12 protein-coding genes and 1 pseudogene are annotated in these 16,045 nt (G+C 67.6%); 6 read left to right on the forward strand and 7 right to left on the reverse strand.

The window, feature by feature from the left end:
- The first annotated feature begins 83 nt into the window (after nucleotides 1-83).
- From FKV24_RS12895 to FKV24_RS12910, 4 genes are all read left to right on the forward strand, one after another.
- Nucleotides 84-1,865: an SLC13 family permease gene (locus FKV24_RS12895; RefSeq protein WP_141482659.1), complete on the forward strand. Its 1,782-nt coding sequence runs from the start codon at nucleotides 84-86 to the stop codon at nucleotides 1,863-1,865.
- A 184-nt stretch (nucleotides 1,866-2,049) separates the two neighbouring features.
- Entirely contained in the window at nucleotides 2,050-2,775 is a 726-nt protein-coding gene (locus tag FKV24_RS12900) for a CoA transferase subunit A (RefSeq protein WP_141482660.1), read from the forward strand.
- Nucleotides 2,776-2,809: 34 nt separating this feature from the next.
- Nucleotides 2,810-3,436 carry a CoA transferase subunit B gene (locus FKV24_RS12905; protein ID WP_111265595.1) on the forward strand — a complete coding sequence of 209 codons (627 nt, stop codon included), beginning with the start codon at nucleotides 2,810-2,812 and terminating at the stop codon, nucleotides 3,434-3,436.
- Between the two features lie 90 nt (nucleotides 3,437-3,526).
- Nucleotides 3,527-5,962, forward strand: coding sequence for a reprolysin-like metallopeptidase (locus FKV24_RS12910; protein ID WP_141482661.1), 2,436 nt, complete (start codon nucleotides 3,527-3,529; stop codon nucleotides 5,960-5,962).
- A 278-nt stretch (nucleotides 5,963-6,240) separates the two neighbouring features.
- On the opposite strand, the gene FKV24_RS12915 is transcribed toward FKV24_RS12910, so the two are convergent.
- Nucleotides 6,241-7,884 (reverse strand): electron transfer flavoprotein-ubiquinone oxidoreductase, encoded by a 1,644-nt coding sequence (locus tag FKV24_RS12915; protein WP_141482662.1) that lies wholly within the window; start codon nucleotides 7,882-7,884, stop codon nucleotides 6,241-6,243.
- 73 nt (nucleotides 7,885-7,957) lie between these two features.
- On the opposite strand from FKV24_RS12915, the gene FKV24_RS12920 reads away from it, so the two are divergent.
- Entirely contained in the window at nucleotides 7,958-8,542 is a 585-nt protein-coding gene (locus FKV24_RS12920; RefSeq protein ID WP_141482666.1) for an alpha-ketoglutarate-dependent dioxygenase AlkB family protein, read from the forward strand.
- 33 nt (nucleotides 8,543-8,575) lie between these two features.
- On the opposite strand, the gene FKV24_RS12925 is transcribed toward FKV24_RS12920, so the two are convergent.
- The 4 genes from FKV24_RS12925 to FKV24_RS12940 all read right to left on the reverse strand — a co-directional run bounded on the left by FKV24_RS12925 (nucleotide 8,576) and on the right by FKV24_RS12940 (nucleotide 12,175).
- Nucleotides 8,576-9,214 carry an ABC-type transport auxiliary lipoprotein family protein gene (locus tag FKV24_RS12925; protein WP_249041012.1) on the reverse strand — a complete coding sequence of 213 codons (639 nt, stop codon included), beginning with the start codon at nucleotides 9,212-9,214 and terminating at the stop codon, nucleotides 8,576-8,578.
- Nucleotides 9,215-9,303: 89 nt separating this feature from the next.
- Nucleotides 9,304-10,230, reverse strand: a complete 927-nt coding sequence (locus FKV24_RS12930) for an MlaD family protein (RefSeq protein ID WP_111265599.1) — start codon at nucleotides 10,228-10,230, stop codon at nucleotides 9,304-9,306.
- Nucleotides 10,230-11,048 (reverse strand): ABC transporter ATP-binding protein, encoded by an 819-nt coding sequence (locus FKV24_RS12935; protein WP_111265600.1) that lies wholly within the window; start codon nucleotides 11,046-11,048, stop codon nucleotides 10,230-10,232. The genes FKV24_RS12930 and FKV24_RS12935 overlap by 1 nt, the downstream gene beginning before the upstream one ends.
- A 2-nt stretch (nucleotides 11,049-11,050) precedes the next feature.
- On the reverse strand, nucleotides 11,051-12,175 hold the full coding sequence (locus tag FKV24_RS12940) for an MlaE family ABC transporter permease (protein WP_141482663.1): 1,125 nt from the start codon (nucleotides 12,173-12,175) through the stop codon (nucleotides 11,051-11,053).
- Between the two features lie 145 nt (nucleotides 12,176-12,320).
- On the opposite strand from FKV24_RS12940, the gene FKV24_RS12945 reads away from it, so the two are divergent.
- Complete coding sequence (locus FKV24_RS12945; RefSeq protein WP_111267950.1) at nucleotides 12,321-13,571, forward strand: threonine/serine exporter family protein; 1,251 nt, start codon at nucleotides 12,321-12,323, stop codon at nucleotides 13,569-13,571.
- Nucleotides 13,572-13,742: 171 nt separating this feature from the next.
- Here the strand turns inward: FKV24_RS12945 and FKV24_RS12950 are convergent.
- Both FKV24_RS12950 and FKV24_RS12955 read right to left on the reverse strand, forming a co-directional pair.
- Nucleotides 13,743-14,099, reverse strand: a pseudogene (locus tag FKV24_RS12950) (H-NS histone family protein); the annotation flags it as partial.
- A gap of 168 nt (nucleotides 14,100-14,267) precedes the next feature.
- Nucleotides 14,268-15,977, reverse strand: coding sequence for a proline--tRNA ligase (locus FKV24_RS12955; protein WP_141482665.1), 1,710 nt, complete (start codon nucleotides 15,975-15,977; stop codon nucleotides 14,268-14,270).
- Nucleotides 15,978-16,045: the final 68 nt, after the last annotated feature.

Below are 16,045 nucleotides of genomic sequence, written 5' to 3' on the forward strand. Positions count from 1 at the left end.
GCCCTCCCCAGAGGATGCAAGCCGATGGCGCCCATGGGGTGCCGGTACAATGATTCGGCTCCCCAGTTATATGGGCATTGTGAATGGATGATGGCTTGGGATGGCAAGGCTGGCTGACCGTCGCGGTTATCGCTGCGACTTTGGGCTTGTTGCTTTGGGAGCGTTTCACTCCCGATAAGGTGCTGGCCGGTGCCATGGCCACGTTGATGGTCGGTGGCGTGCTCACCCCCGTGCAGGCCCTGGCCGGCTTCTGGAATCCGGGCGTGCTGACCGTTGCCCTGCTGTTCGTGCTGGTCGCCGCGCTCAAGACCACCGGCGCTATACGCTGGATTGGCGATTGGGTGCTCGGCAGGCCGCGCAGCACCTTGCATGCCCAGGCGCGGCTGGTGGGGATATCCGCTCCGCTGAGCGCCTTCATCAACAACACGCCGATTGTGGCGATGTTGACCTCGGCTGTTGAGCAGTGGAGTCGGCGCGGCGGCACCGCGCCGTCCAAACTGCTGATGCCGATGAACTACGCCACCATCCTTGGGGGCATGTGCACGCTGGTGGGTACCAGCACCAATCTGATCGTCGCCGGGCTGGCGGTGCAGGCTGGCCTGCCGGCGCTGCACATGTTTACCCCGTTCGGCGTCGGTGTGGTGGCGGCAGTGGCCGGTGTCGCGTATCTGTTGACGATCGGACGCTGGCTGTTGCCGGAGCGACGCTCGACCCTTCAACAGGCCGTCGCCGATGTGCGCGAGTATGTCGTCGAGATGCTGGTCGAGGACGACGGCGAACTGGTCGGCAAGACCATCGGCGAGGCGGGGCTGCGCCACCTGGAAGGGTCCTACCTGCTCGAGCTGGTCAGGGGCAATGCGGTGCATGCGGCCGTCAGCCCACTGATGCGACTTCGTGGCGGCGACCGGCTGGTCTTTGTCGGCAGGACCGGCGCGGTGGGAGAATTGCGCCTGCTTTCGGGATTGCGCCCGGCTACCGAGCAGGTGTTCAAGGTCGACGATGCCGGTGGCCGGCGACCGTTGGTCGAGGTGGTGTTGTCGCGCTTCAGTCCAGCGGTGGGGCGGACCCTGGTGGACTCGGCTTTTCGCAGCCACTACAACGCCGCGGTGATCGCAATTTCCCGCCATGGCCAGCGTCTGCACCGGAAGCCGGGCGATGTGGTGCTGTTGCCGGGGGACACGCTGCTGATCGAAACCGACAGCGGGTTCGTCGAACGTCATGGCCGTTCGCCCGACTTCCTGGTCGTCAGCGAAATCGACGGCCCGGCCCGGGTCGGGCAACGCAAGGCGATCGCCGTCTTGGCGATCATCGGCATGATGGTCGTCGCCAATACCCTGCTGGGGGTGAATATTCTGTTTTCGGCGCTGGGTGCCGCCGTCGCTGTCGTGGCTGCGCGCTGTGTCGGCCTGGCCGAACTGCGCCGCAGCTTCGATCTGCGCTTGCTGGCGGTAATCGCCTGCGCGTTCGCACTGGGCGCCGCATTGAAGGAGAGCGGTGTAGCCGCGCTGGTGGCTGCGCTGCTGGCGGGGTGGGCGGGGTCGGAGCCGTTCTGGACTCTCGTGCTGGTCTACGTCGCCACGATCGTATTCACCGAAATGTTGACCAACAACGCGGCCGCGGTCTTGATGTTCCCGATCGGCCTGGCGGCCGCGCAGCAACTCGGAGTGGAGCAGATGCCGTTCGTGATCGCGGTGATGATGGGCGCTTCGGCCGGCTTCATCACTCCGATCGGCTACCAGACCAACATGATGATCTATGGTCCTGGAGGCTATCGGTTCTCGGACTACCTGCGGGTCGGAATGCCCCTGTCCCTTGTCGTCGGGGGCTCGGTGTTGTGGGCGATACCGCGGATGTGGCCGTTCTAGACCCGATGTTCGCCGGGCGGCAGGCCGCTCTCCTGTCGGATACCGCTGCTCATCACCCTGCGAAGGCATTCGGTGCGGGCGCTCGCTCGCGGACCATTGCCCGAACGTACGGTTCAGTTGGGCAACGGGCGCGCGATACACTTGCTCGTCAGACCCGCCCGATCCTTGATGAGGAGCCGTCCAGATGGCCCAGCCCCCCACCGGCGATGCCAAGAGCAAACTCTTTTCCGATGCCGTCGCAGCCCTGCGGGGCGTGGTCGCCGACAACCAGACCCTCGCGGTCGGCGGCTTTGGCCTGTGCGGCATTCCCGAGGCGCTGATCGCCGCGTTGCGCGACTCCGGCGTCACCGGCCTCACCGCAATCTCCAACAATGCCGGCGTCGACGGCTTCGGCCTGGGTCTGCTGCTGGAGACCCGCCAGATCCGCAAGATGATCTCCTCGTACGTGGGCGAGAACAAGGAATTCGAACGCCAGTTCCTGGCCGGCGAGCTGGAGCTGGAGTTCAATCCGCAGGGCACCCTGGCCGAGCGCCTGCGTGCCGGTGGCGCGGGCATCCCCGCGTTCTTCACCGCCACCGGCTACGGCACCGTGGTCGCCGAGGGCAAGGAGACGCGCGAGTTCGACGGCAAGCACTACGTGCTGGAGACCGCGCTGACCGCCGATGTGGCCCTGGTCAAGGCGTGGAAGGCCGACAAGGCCGGCAACCTGGTGTTCCGCAAGACCGCGCGCAACTTCAACCCGGCCTGTGCGATGGCCGGCAAGGTCTGCATCGCCGAGGTCGAGGAAGTCGTCGAGGTCGGCGCGATCGACCCCGACCAGGTGCATCTGCCCGGCATCTACGTGGATCGCATCGTCCACAACCCGACGCCCGAGAAGCGCATCGAACAGCGCACCGTGCGCGCGGCCTGAGCGCGCCCGCCAACGAACGACAAGGAACACGAACATGCCCTGGACCCGTGATCAGATGGCGCAGCGCGCCGCGGCCGAACTCACCGACGGCGCCTATGTCAATCTCGGCATCGGCCTGCCGACCCTGGTGGCCAACCACATCCCCGACGGCGTCGATGTCTGGCTGCAGAGCGAGAACGGCCTGCTCGGCATCGGCCCGTTTCCGACCGAGGAGGAGGTCGACGCCGACCTCATCAATGCCGGCAAGCAGACCGTGACCGCTCGCGCGGGCGCCAGCTATTTCGGCAGTCATGACAGCTTCGCGATGATCCGCGGCGGCCACATCGACCTGGCGATCCTGGGCGCGATGCAGGTCACCGACAAGGGCGATCTCGCCAACTGGATGGTGCCCGGCAAGATGGTCAAGGGCATGGGCGGAGCGATGGACCTGGTCGCCGGGGTCAAGCGCGTGGTCGTGCTGATGGAGCACGTCGCCAAGGACGGAAGCCACAAGATCCTGCCCGAGTGCACGCTGCCGCTGACCGGCCTGGGCGTGGTCGACCGGGTGATCAGCGATCTGGGTGTGATGGATGTCACGCCAGAAGGCTTGAAGGTGGTGGAGCTCGCTCCGGAGGTCACCCGCGAGGCGCTGGAAGCCGCGACCGGCTGTCCGCTTGTCTGAATGAACCGCATTCCGTTCCCATATCTGCCACCGCCTCGGCACCGGGTGTAGGCAGGCGACGCAAAGTCTGTCTACACTCGGGACTATCGCTTGGGCGGTCCGGTGCGCCTGGACCCCGCGCGCCATCTTTCAAGGTATGTGGAAATGAAAAAGCATTCCCTGCGACTGGGACTGTCGCTGCTCCCCTTGGTTCTTTGTGCCTGTACGCAGGACTGGTCCGGCGGCCTGGAGTCGGCTCGCCTGAACAAGGGCGGCACCGAGATGTCCGCGGCGGTTGCCCTGGCGTCCTCGGCCGACGCGATGTCCGTGTCGCAGCGGCGACGGGATTCGGCGTTCGCCAACCATCCCGATACCGGGTCGCTGGTCCACTATGCCGCCAAGGTCGCGCCGCGCCGTACCGGGGCCTACACCTGGCATGCCGTCGACCTGAGCGAGGAGCACGCGTTCCGGGCGATGGCCAGCGGCGAGTTGACCTTCCAGGCACCGGACGGAACGCCGATCAAGCTGGCCTACCAGCGCCATATCGAGCATCCCGACGGCAACTGGAGCTGGGTCGGCGAGGCCGCCGACGGCCAGACCTCGGTCATCACCTTCGGCGAGGAGGCGGTGTTCGGCACGATTCCCCAGGGCAACGGCCAACCCCCGCTGCGCCTGACCCTCGCCGACGGCCGTGCGTGGGTGGTCTCGGCGGACAAACGCCTGCTTGCCGAGATCGACAATGAGGCGACCCGGCCGACCTCGCCCGACTACCTGATCCCGCCCAAGCGCGTGCAGGCGGCGGGTGCCGCCAGCGATGGCATGGCGGCGATGGCGGCTCCGGCGACTGCCGGGGCTTCGTCGTCCGCGACCACGGTGATCGACGTGCTGGTGGGCTACACCAACGGTTTCGCGGCCGCCCGCGGCTCGCAGTCCGCGGCGCAGACCCGTATCCGCAATCTGGTCGACATCACCAACCAGGCCTATGTGAGCAGCCAGGTCAATGCCGAGCTGCGTCTGGTTCACTCGATGCAGGTGACCTTCCCGGACAATACGGCGAACGAGGATGCGCTCGAAAAGCTGACCGGCTTCCGGGCGCCCTCGACCCAGCTGCCCCCCGACCCCGCGTTCAGCGCGCTGCGTCAGGCGCGTGAGACCTATGGCGCCGACCTGGTCGCCCTGGTACGCAAGTTCAACGATCCGGAAAACGACGGCTGCGGTATCGCGTGGCTGCTGGGCGGCGGCCAGTCCGGCATCACCCCCAGCGACGAATACTTCGGCTACTCGGTGGTCAGCGACGGACAGGATGCCGGCACCGACGGCAAGACCTATTTCTGCCGCGAGGAAACCTTCGCGCACGAAATCGGCCACAACCTGGGCTCGCAGCACGACATCGAGACCAGCAAGGGCGACAACGGTACGCCGCAGCCGGGCGCCTACGCCTATTCGTACGGCTACAAGACCAGCGCCGCTCAGGGCAATTTCTACACGATCATGGCCTATGGCGATTCCGGGCAGACCGGCTACCGCGTGTTCTCGAATCCCAACATCAGCACGTGCGGCGGTCGCGCATGCGGCACGGCCACTGCGGACAATGCCCGTTCGATCAACAATACGAAGGGGATCATTGCCGGTTTCCGTGCAACGGTGGTCCCTGGGACGAGTGGGTTGAGCAACGATGCGAATGCGGATGGCCGCTCGGATCTGTTCTGGCACAATCCGACAGCGGGCAGCGAGCAGGGCTGGTTCATGAACGGCTCGAGCTGGACCTATGGTGCGGTTGCCTCGATCAATCCGAAGTACCAACTTGCCGGTATCGGCGATTTCAACGGCGACGGCTATGCCGACCTGCTTTGGGTCGACTCGGCAAAGACGCAGGTGTGGGTGTGGACCGGTAGCGCTGGTGGAAGCTATTCGACGAACCTGTTGCGCAGTTACCCGGCTGGCTGGTCGCTCGTGGGTACCGGTGACGTCAATGGCGACGGACGCAACGATATAGTGTGGCACAACGCGTCCGCACAGAAGTTGCAGGCGTGGTATATGAACGGCGCCTCGATCCAGTACGGGCCGGTGAGCACGATCCAGAGCCAGTACCGTGTCGCTGCAGTCGGGGACTTCAACGGTGATGGTCGGGCTGACATTCTCTGGAACGATCAGGCCAAGACCAAGGTGTGGTTGTGGCAGACCAATCCAGCGGGAACATTCACCGTCAAGTTCGTGCGCGATTACCCGGCGGGCTGGACGGTTGTCGGGCGGGGCGATGCCAATGGCGACGGCCGTGCCGACGTGTTCTGGCACAACGCCACGAGCGGGAAGATGCAGGCCTGGTTCATGAACGGAAGCTCGGTGTCCTATGGCGCGGTCAAGGACATTGATAGCAAGTACCGTGTTGCGGCAGTGGGCGATTACAACGGCGACGGATTGTCGGATATCGTCTGGGTCGATCAAGCCAAGACCAAGCTGTGGATGTGGACCGCGGTCAACAGCAGCTTCTATTCGGTCCAGTTCCTGCGTGCCTATCCGGTGGGCTGGAACGTGTACGGCGGGTGATGCTCGAGGGCGCGGCGGCGCTTGCCGCCGCGCCGGGTTCCGGGGTGTGCCGATGCGCCCCGATGTGTCCGCTTGCTGTCTTCGCCGGTTCGCGACCTTCAATCGGTTACGCGCAATCCCTGGTCGGCGTTTGGCCAGAATATTGCCTGTCCTGGTCGCGGTATATGCTCCGATAGGTCGCCGGCCGCGCAACCGGGGACCGGGGAGTCCGATCCGGCAAAGCGAAGCCTGCTGCCGCCGCATTCGAGACCAGGTTGCCTGTCCCGTCGGGTTGACGGTCAGAGATTCTGATAGTTAGGCCCCGAGCCCCCCTCAGGGGTGACCCAGTCGATGATCTGGTAGGGGTCCTTGATGTCGCAGGTCTTGCAGTGCACGCAATTGGCGGCGTTGATCTGCAGGTGTTTGGCGACCGCGCCGCTGTCGTCGGCCTGTTCGACGATCTCGTAGACCCCGGCCGGGCAGAAGCGCGTGCAGGGATTGCCGTACTCCTGCGCGCAGCGGGTCACGCAGACCGAGGTGTCGGCGACCTTCAGGTGCACCGGCTGGTCCTCGTCGTGCTCGGTCGCGGCGAAGTAGACGCCGGCCAGGCGGTCGCGCGGTTCCAGCGTCCTGTCCACATAGTCCCGCTTCGGTTGCTCGTGCTCGCCCAGCCGGTCCAGCGAGGACCAGTCGGGCTTGTTCTTCAGCGTCCATGGCGACAATCCGCCGGTGACCGTTTCCCAGGCCGCATTGAGCATGCCGAACCACAGGCCGCGCTTGAAGCCGGGCTTGATGTTGCGGACCTTCCTCAGCTCGGCCATCGCGTCGGAGGCGCGCAGCTTGGCGTCGAACCCGGCCGGCGCCAGCGAGGCTCCGGCCAGGTGCTCGGCGGCCAGCATGCCGCTGCGGATCGCCTGGTGGGTGCCCTTGATCTTGGGCACGTTGAGCAGGCCGGCGGTGTCGCCGATCAGCAGCGCGCCGGGCATCTCGACCTTCGGCAGCGACTGCCAGCCGCCGGTGACGATCGCGCGCGCGCCGGCGGAGACGATGTTGCCGCCCTCCAGCAGCGGTTTGATCATCGGGTGGTTCTTCCATTGCTGGAAGGCCTCCCACGGCTTGTAGTCGGGGTCGCGATAGTCCAGGCCGCTGACGTAGCCCAGCGCGATCCGGCCCTTGTCCAGGTGATACAGGAAGGCGCCGCCGTAGGTGTGGTTGTCGGCCGGCCAGCCGAAGCTGTGCACGATCTTGCCGGGGCTGAGGCGTTCCTCGGGCACCTGCCACAGTTCCTTGATGCCGATCGAATAGCCCTGCGGGTCGCTGTCCGCATCCAGTCCGAAGCGCTTGACCAGGCGCTTGGTCAGGTGGCCGCGGGCGCCTTCGGCCAGCACGGTGACCTTGGCGTGGATGTCGATGCCGGCGGTGAAGCCGGGCTTGTGCGATCCGTCCTTGGCCACGCCCATGTCGCCGATGCGCACGCCGATCACGGTGCCGTCGTCGGCGTGCAGGGTCTCGGCAGCGGCGAAGCCGGGGTAGATCTCCACCCCCAGGGCCTCGGCCTGCGGCGCCAGCCAGGCGCACATCGCGCCGAGGCTGACGATCATGTTGCCGTGGTTGTTCATGCCCGGGGGCACCGGCAGCTTGCGGCCGCCGTCCTTGTTCAGCAGCCAGAACTCGTCGTCGGTCGCCGGCACGCAGATCGGCGGCGGATTGTCGCGCCAGGACGGCAGCAGGGCGTCGAGCGGACCGGTTTCGATCACCGCGCCCGACAGGATGTGGGCGCCGACGGTGGAGGCCTTCTCGATCACGCAGACGCTGATGTCCGGATTGAGTTGCTTGAGCCGGATCGCGAACGACAGGCCCGCCGGGCCTGCGCCGACGGTGACCACGTCGTATTCCATCACGTCGCGTTCGATCGCGGCTGCGTCGTGCGCCTGTTCGTTCATGCGGGCTGCTCCACTTGCGGCTGGCTTGTGTAACGATCCGCCATTGTCGCAAATCCGTCCCGTCTGCGTGGATATGGCCCTGACCCCGATTCCCCTGGCCGGCGCCCGGCTGTGGCTGGCGCCGCGCTGGCTGCCGGCCGGCCAGGCCGACGCCCTGCTGGCCGAGCTGCTGCGCTCGGTGCCGTGGGAGGTGCACCGGATCCGCCTGTTCGGCCGCGAGCATGCCTCGCCGCGGCTGAGCTGCTGGATCGGCGATGCCGACGCCCGCTACCGTTATTCGGGGAGCGTGTTCGAGCCGCGGCCGTGGCTGCCGGCGCTGGCACGGCTCCGCGAGCGCCTGGGGCAGACCCTGGACACGCGCTTCAACAGCGTGCTGGCCAACCGCTATCGCGACGGCAACGATGCGATGGGCTGGCACAGCGACGACGAGCCCGAGCTGGGACCGGAGCCGCTGATCGCCTCGCTCAGCCTGGGCGCGACCCGACGCTTCGCACTCAAGCACCGCGGTGAGCCCGGACAGCGGCTGACCCTGGAGCTGAGCCACGGCAGCCTGCTGGTGATGGCCGGGCAGACCCAGCGCCTGTACCGACACGCACTGCCCAGGACCCGGCGCGCGGTCGGCGAACGCGTCAATCTGACCTTCCGCCGGATCGTCTGAGCCGGACGGTGTCCGGGCCCGGCGAGGCCTCGCTCAGTGGGCCTCGCGCTCGTGCGCGTTGCCCGAGACCAGGATCCAGCCGGCGATGTCGCGGCTGTTCGCGGCCAGCGCCTGTTCGAAGGCGGCGACCACGTCGACCACCGCCGGCGCCGACGCCGGTACCGACTGCAGGAACGTGCGCGAGGCCACCACCTGCTGGTCGCGCAGGTGCAACAGCTTGGCGCTGACCTCGATCACCGCCGTTGGCGCGGCCGCGCCGTCGGCGTACTCGGACTGGAACCGGCGCATGTCCATCACCAGCTTGTAGTCGGCGCCGATGCCGCTGCCCTGGCGGGCGACCGCCTGGATCCTGCCCGAGTCCTCGAGGGCGCGCAGGATGCCGTCCAGGACCATGCTGCTGGGCAGCTTGGCCCAGCGCGCGCCCTGGTAGACCTGGATTTCGTTGGGCTGCGTGCGTACCAGGATACGCAGGCTGTCGACGGCGGGCGTGGTTTCCGGATCGGCCATGGACAGCTGCCAGCCGGCCTGCGGCCAGGCCGGATCGGGCTGCACGCGCGGGTCCAGCGAATAGCGCGAGACCGCATCCTTCGGGTCGATCGGCGCGAGGATCGAGCACCCGGCCAGCAGCCACAGCGTGGCGGCGATCATCGCCGGGCGAAGCGCGCAGCGCATGCCGCGGAGCCTCCACGAGCGAGGCGGACCGCGGCGGTCCCCGATGTGCATGCTTGATGGGTTCGGCAGGTTCGAATTGCTCGACTTGTTCATTCGGGGTCGAACTCCTTGGGCGCATCGCGACCGAGCAGGTAGCGGGTCGGATTGCTGTCGAGGCGGTCGCTGATGCGGCGCAGGTCGCGGACCAGACCGCGCAGCTCGCCCAGGGTCGGGCCGAGCTGGGCGAGGCCGTCGTTGGCGAAGCTGCCGATCGCGGCGCGATTCTCGGACAGGATTCCGTTCGCGTTGTCGGCGGTCGCGTCCAGGTTGGCGAGGGTGCTCTCAAGACGCGATACCAGGCCGGGCAGCTTGTCGACCAGCTCGCGGTCGAGGCTTTCCATCGCGCCGCGGGTGGTGGCCAGGGTCGCTTCCAGTTGCTCGCTGGAACGGCGCGCGTTGGCGATCAGCGCGCGCAGGTCCTCGCGCTGGTCGGCGATCGCGCCGGTCATCGACTCGATGTTCTGCAGGGTCTTGGCGACGTTCTCGACGTTGTCCTCGCTCAGCACCTGATCGAGCCGCGCGACCAGCCGGTTGGCGGTGTCGGCGATGTTCTGCAGCGCCGAGGGCTCGGTCTCGATGACCGGGATCTCGCGGTTGTCGGCCTCCACCAGCAGCGGCGCGCCCGGGCTGCCGCCGGTGAGCTGGATGATCGGGCTGCCGGTGATGCCGGTGATCGACATCTTGGCGCGGGTGTCGGTCTTGATCGGCGTGTCGGCCTGCACCCGCAGCTGGGCGAACACCCGGCGCGGATCGTCCGGCGCCAGCCGCAGCGACTGCACGGTGCCGATCGAGATGCCGTTGTACTGGACCGCGCTGCCTTCCGACAGCCCGGTCACCGGTTCGTTGAAGATCACCGCGTAGTTCTGCCAGCTCTTTTCCGACGAGTACTTCGCCGCCCACAGCGCGAACAGCAGCAGGAACAGCGTCACGATGATCGTGAACGCCCCGATCAGGACATAGTTGGCCTTGGTTTCCATCAGCGTCTGCCCTCACTGGTGCCGCGGGCGGCCTGCGCGGCGCGCGCGCGCGGGCCGTGGAAGTACTCCTGGACCCATGGGTGGTCGAAGCGCTCGACCTCGTGCATCGGCGCGCAGGCGACCACCTTGCGGTCGGCGAGCACGGCGATCCGGTCGCAGATAGCGTACAGGGTGTCGAGGTCGTGCGTGATCAGGAACACGGTCAGCCCGAGCGCCTGCTGCAGGGTGAGGATCAGGCGGTCGAAGGCCGCCGCGCCGATCGGGTCCAGCCCCGCGGTGGGTTCGTCGAGGAACAGCAGCGGCGGATCCAGCGCCAGCGCGCGCGCCAGGCCGGCGCGCTTGCGCATGCCGCCCGACAGCTGGGCGGGCAGTTTGTCGAGCGCATCGGCGGGCAGGCCGGCCAGCTTGATCTTCAGCAGCGCCAGCTCGTAGAGCAGGGAGTCGGGCAGGTGCGGGTGGTACTCCTTGAGCGGCACCTGCACGTTCTCGCCGACGGTCAGCGACGAGAACAGGGCGCCGTCCTGGAACAGCACGCCGGTGCGCCGCTCGATCTCGCGGCGTTGCTCCGGGTCCTCGCTGCGGGCGTCGATCCCGAGCACCTCGATGTCGCCGACGCTGGGCCTCTGCAGGCCGAGGATGGTGCGCATCAGCACCGACTTGCCGGTGCCCGAGCCGCCGACGACGCCGAGGATCTCGCCGCGGCGCACGTCCAGCTCGAGTCCGTCGTGGACGACCTGGGCGCCGAAACGGTTGACCAGTCCGCCGACCCGGACGATCGGGTCGGGGGCGGGGCTCTGGGCGCGCGCGGGGGTCGCCATCGTCACAGTCCCATCTGCATGAACCAGATCGCGGCGAACGCGTCGACCACGATCACCAGCGATATCGCCTGCACCACCGCCGAGGTCGTGCGCTCGCCGACCGACTGCGCGGTGCCTTCGACCTGCAGGCCCTCCAGGCAGCCGATCAGCGCGATCATGGTCGCGAACACCGGCGCCTTGACCAGGCCGACCAGGAAGTGACGCAGCTCCATCGTTTCCTGCATGCGCGCCAGGTACTGCTGCGGCGGGATGTCCAGGCCGTAGGCGCCGACGGTCAGGCCGCCGAGCAGGCCGGCGATCATCGCCACGAAGGTCAGCAGCGGCAGCATCACCACCAGCGCCAGCACGCGCGGGATCACCAGCAGGTCGACCGGGTCCAGGCCGAGGGTGCGGATCGCATCGACCTCCTCGCGGCTGACCATCGCCCCGATCTGGGCGGTAAACGCGCTGGCGGTGCGTCCGGCGAGGATGATCGCGGTCAGCAGCACCGCGAACTCGCGCAGGAACGAGATGCTCACCAGCTCGACGACGAAGATGGTCGCGCCGAAGTCGCGCAGGATGTTGGCGCCGAGGAAGGCGACCACCGCGCCGACCAGGAAGCACAGCAGCGCCACCAGCGGCACCGCATCCAGGCCGACCTGTTCCATGTGGTGGACGGTCGCGGTCGGACGGAATCGCCGCGGTTGCCGGAACATCCGCGTCATCTTGACCAGCACTTCGCCGAAGAAGCCCAGCAGCGCCAACAGCTCGTTCCAGTTGCGATGCACGGCCTGGCCGAGTCGGGCGAGCGCTTCGGCCACACCGTAGCTGCGCTTGCGTTGCGGGCGGTCGTCGGCGACGTCCTCGATCGCGGCGACCAGGGCGCGGTGGGCCTCGTCGAACAGGCAGGTATCGAAGTCGATCCCGCGGCGGCGGGCGAAGCGCAGCAACTGCAGGACGCCGAGCGAGTCCAGCCGGGTGACTTCGCGCGCGTCGAAGCCGGTGGTGTCCTCGGGGGCCGATTTCAGTGCCAGGCTCAGGTCGCGCGCGTAGTTCAGCGTCCAGCGCCCGCTCAGCCGCAACCGGGTCGGCTGGGCCGGGTCGAGGGTGAACCGTGGCGGGTCCGTTGGATTCGGGGTCGCGGGCATTGCGGCGAGGATACAGGCTGAAACCGTGCCGTTGGTCAATGTCGCGTCCGCGCGGGCCATGCTCCGGCGCGGTGCGATGCCAGCATCGTTCACGCAGGCGTCGGAAACGCTGTCCGGCGCGGTCGCCGCGTGCGATGCTTCCGCCATGTCCAGCCCAGCCCCCCTGAGCGCGGCGAAGTACTCCGCCCGCATCAACTTTGTCTGCGAACTCGCCGAGCGGCTGCACGCCTATGGCACCACCTCGCAACGTCTGGAAGGGGCGATCACCTCGGTGGCGGAAAAGCTGGGTCTGGAATGCGAACCCTGGGCCAACCCGACCGGTGTGATCCTGAGTTTCAGCGATCCGGAACGCCCGCCGGGCGAGAGCGACGTCACCCGGGTGATCCGGCTGGCACCGGGCGAGAACGACCTGTACCGGCTGCGCGAGACCGACCGCATCGCCGAGGAGGTGCTGGCGGGGCGGATGAACCTGGCCGACGCGCATTCGGCGATGGACGCGCTGGACGTGCCGCCGGGGCCGCGCGCGCGGTTGATGCAGGTGCTCGGCTACGGCATGTGCGCGATGGCGGTGGCCGGCCTGCTGCGGCTGCCCTGGATCGAGATCATGGTGGCCGGCGTGAACGGCCTGCTGATCGGCGCGCTGGTGCAGGCGGCCGATCTGCAGCCGCGCCTGCGCGAAGGGATCGACGTGGTCGCCGCGTTCCTGGCCACCGCCATCACCGTGCTGGTGGCCAGCCTCATCGCGCCGGTCAACCAGAACACGGTGATCATCGCGTCGTTGATCGTGCTGCTGCCGGGCATGGCGCTGACCAATGCCATCAGCGAGCTGAGCAGCCAGCACCTGATCTCGGGGGCCGCCCGTTTCGCCGGCGCGGTCACCACCGTGCTCAAGCTCGGCATCGGCACGGTGATGGCGCTGTATCTGGCCGACCTGGGCGGCCTGGAACCCGATGTGCGCGCCTGGAGGCCGCAGCCGGCCTGGGTCGAATGGGGCGCGGTCGCGCTGGCGGCCTGCGCGTTCGCGATCCTGTTCCGAGGCCATCGCCGCGACTATCCGGTGGTGATGCTGGCGGCCGCCAGTGGCTATCTGATCTCGCGCCACGTCGGCCTGGCGCTGGGCAGCCCGGCCGGCATCTTCCTCGCCGCGCTGGTGATCACCGTGGCCGGCAACGCCTATGCCCGCTGGATGCAGCAGCCCGGCGCGGTGATCCGGGTCCCGGGCATCATCATGCTGGTGCCCGGCAGCGCCAGCCTGCGCGGCCTGCTGACCCTGGTTCAGCAGCAGGACGTGGGGGCGGGCAATATCGCCCTGCTGGCGGCGCTCAATATCCTGCTGGCGCTGGTCGCCGGCCTGCTGATCGGCAACCTGCTATTGCCGTCGCGCCGGAACCTGTAGCGTCCCGAGACCGGACCCGCTCCTACGGTCCATGAGTCGTCCGGCCGCTCGAATGCCCGGGGCTTGGGGGCTTTCGGCGCGCAAACAAAAAACGCCGGCTCAAGGCCGGCGTTTCGGGTCGGGATAATCGCGACCTCGTCGGGTCGTGGATTTCCCGTTCGACCCTCACTTGATCAGGAAATCCTCGAGCTGGCGACCGGCGGCGGTGTAGGCAGCGAGCCAGCGCGGCTGCTTGCCGCGACCGGTCCAGGTATTGGCGCTGTTGGCCGGGTCGCGGTACTTCGGCGGCACCTTGCCGCCCGACTTGCGGGTCTTGCCGGTCTTGCCAGCAGGGCCGGGCTTGGCCACGCTGCCCTTGGCGCCGAACAGTTCCTCGACCGTGTAGCCCTCGGCCTTGGCCAGCGAGGTGAGCTTCTTGCGCACCGAGGCGATCGGCTTGCGCTTGGCCAGGGTGGTCTTGCGCTTCTTGGCCTTGCTGATCAGCGATTCCAGTTCTTTCGCTGACAGGGAATTGATATCGATCGACATGCAACCTCCGGGAAATCGGATTGGCGGACGGGAAAATCGCGAGGCCTGCCGGTCGGGTAATCGACGCTCAGGGCAGGCTCAGTCGCATTCCATCCATGGATAGACCCGGAATCATAGAGCGCGCGCATTAATCAGTAAATGCGCGCGCCAACACAGCTTGCGTGCTGCTCAGACGCCGAGTCGGGCGAGCACGCCGGCCCGGTCGAGATTTTCCGATTCCGCCGCGGTCCTGGCGCGATATTCGAAAGTGCCAGCGGCCAGTCCGCGCTCGGATACCACCACCCGGTGCGGAATTCCGATCAGTTCCATGTCGGCGAACATCGCGCCCGGACGCAGTCCGCGATCATCGAGCACGACCTCGATACCGGCCGCGGCGAGGTCGCGATACAGCGTGTCCGCGGCCTCGGCGACGCTGGCGTCCTTCTTCGGATTGATCATGCAGACGGCGACCTTCCACGGCGCCATCGCCTCCGGCCAGCGGATGCCGTTGTCGTCGAAGTTCTGTTCGATCGCGGCGGCAACGATACGCGAGACGCCGACGCCGTAGCAGCCCATCGTCGGCACCGCGGCTTTGCCGTTCTCGTCGAGCACGGAGCACTTCATCGCCTCGGCGTAGCGGCGGCCGAGCTGGAACACGTGACCGACCTCGATGCCGCGGCACATCGCCAGCGTGCCCTGGCCATCCGGCGACGGGTCGCCGGCGACCACGTTGCGGATGTCGGCGACCTCCGGTTCGGGCAGGTCGCGGCCCCAGTTGACGCCGGCCAGGTGGTAACCGGTCTCGTTCGCGCCGACCACGAAGTCGGCCATCGCGGCGACGTCGCGGTCGGCGACCACGCGGATCGCCTTGGCCGGACCGACCGGACCGAGGAAGCCGGGCTCGCTGCCCAGGTATTCGACGATCTCCGCCTCGGTCGCGGGCCGGTACTCGCCCAGGCCGGCCAGTTTGGCCAGCTTGATCTCGTTGACGACGTGGTCGCCGCGCACCAGCGCCAGCACGAATTGCGGGGCGCCCTCGGCGTCGGCGCCGACCACCGCCACCGACTTGACCGTGCGCTCCAGGCCGATGCCCATCAGTGCGGCGACCGCCTCGCAGGTCTTCTGGGTCGGGGTCTCGATCCTGCGCATCTGTTCGCCCGCGGCGGGGCGGGGCGCCGGCGCCGCCGCGGCCGCCAGCTCGACGTTCGCCGCGTAGTCGGAGCCGCTGGAATAGGCGATCGCGTCCTCGCCGGAATCCGCCAGCACGTGGAATTCGTGCGAGGCGCTGCCGCCGATCGCGCCGGTATCGGCGAATACTGCGCGGTACTGCAGGCCAAGGCGCTCGAATATCCGGCAGTAGGCGTCGAACATGTTGCGGTATTCGCGCTCCAGATCCTCGTCGCTGAGGTGGAACGAATAGGCGTCCTTCATCAGGAATTCGCGCGCGCGCATCACCCCGAAGCGCGGACGGATCTCGTCGCGGAACTTGGTCTGGATCTGGTAGAAGGTCACCGGCAGCTGCTTGTAGCTGGCCAGCTCGTTGCGGGCGAAGTCGGTGATCACTTCCTCATGGGTCGGCCCGTAGCAGTACCAGGCCTCCTTGCGGTCCTGCATCTTCAACAACTGGCCGCCGAACTTCTCCCAGCGCCCGGTCTCCTCCCACAGCTCCTTCGGCTGCACCGACGGCATCAGCAGCTCGATCGCGCCGGCGGCGTTCATTTCCTCGCGGACCGCGTGCTCGACCTTGCGCAGCACGCGCAGGCCCAGCGGCGTCCAGGTGTAGAGGCCGGAGGCGAGCTTGCGGATCATGCCGGCCTTGAGCATCAGTTTGTGGCTGATGATCTCGGCGTCGGCGGGAATTTCCTTGCTGGTATGGAGATGGAACTGCGACAGGCGCATCGGCGGCACTTCGGACGTGAACGTGGGAAGCGCCCATTCTGCCGTGTATGCCGGTCCGGCGCGAATGG

It is taken from the genome of Marilutibacter maris, assembly GCF_006546735.2.
GTDB classification, from domain to species: domain Bacteria; phylum Pseudomonadota; class Gammaproteobacteria; order Xanthomonadales; family Xanthomonadaceae; genus Marilutibacter; species Marilutibacter maris.

What these genes read in the sequence shown, in the direction of transcription:
- FKV24_RS12895 (WP_141482659.1), top strand. Translation starts at nt 84, where the DNA reads ATGGATGATGGCTTGGGATGGCAAGGCTGGCTGACCGTCGCGGTTATC.
- FKV24_RS12900 (WP_141482660.1), top strand. Translation starts at nt 2,050, where the DNA reads ATGGCCCAGCCCCCCACCGGCGATGCCAAGAGCAAACTCTTTTCCGAT.
- FKV24_RS12905 (WP_111265595.1), top strand. Translation starts at nt 2,810, where the DNA reads ATGCCCTGGACCCGTGATCAGATGGCGCAGCGCGCCGCGGCCGAACTC.
- FKV24_RS12915 (WP_141482662.1), bottom strand. Translation starts at nt 7,884, where the DNA reads ATGAACGAACAGGCGCACGACGCAGCCGCGATCGAACGCGACGTGATG.
- FKV24_RS12920 (WP_141482666.1), top strand. Translation starts at nt 7,958, where the DNA reads ATGGCCCTGACCCCGATTCCCCTGGCCGGCGCCCGGCTGTGGCTGGCG.
- FKV24_RS12925 (WP_249041012.1), bottom strand. Translation starts at nt 9,214, where the DNA reads ATGCGCTGCGCGCTTCGCCCGGCGATGATCGCCGCCACGCTGTGGCTG.
- FKV24_RS12930 (WP_111265599.1), bottom strand. Translation starts at nt 10,230, where the DNA reads ATGGAAACCAAGGCCAACTATGTCCTGATCGGGGCGTTCACGATCATC.
- FKV24_RS12935 (WP_111265600.1), bottom strand. Translation starts at nt 11,048, where the DNA reads ATGGCGACCCCCGCGCGCGCCCAGAGCCCCGCCCCCGACCCGATCGTC.
- FKV24_RS12940 (WP_141482663.1), bottom strand. Translation starts at nt 12,175, where the DNA reads ATGCCCGCGACCCCGAATCCAACGGACCCGCCACGGTTCACCCTCGAC.
- FKV24_RS12945 (WP_111267950.1), top strand. Translation starts at nt 12,321, where the DNA reads ATGTCCAGCCCAGCCCCCCTGAGCGCGGCGAAGTACTCCGCCCGCATC.
- FKV24_RS12955 (WP_141482665.1), bottom strand. Translation starts at nt 15,977, where the DNA reads ATGCGCCTGTCGCAGTTCCATCTCCATACCAGCAAGGAAATTCCCGCC.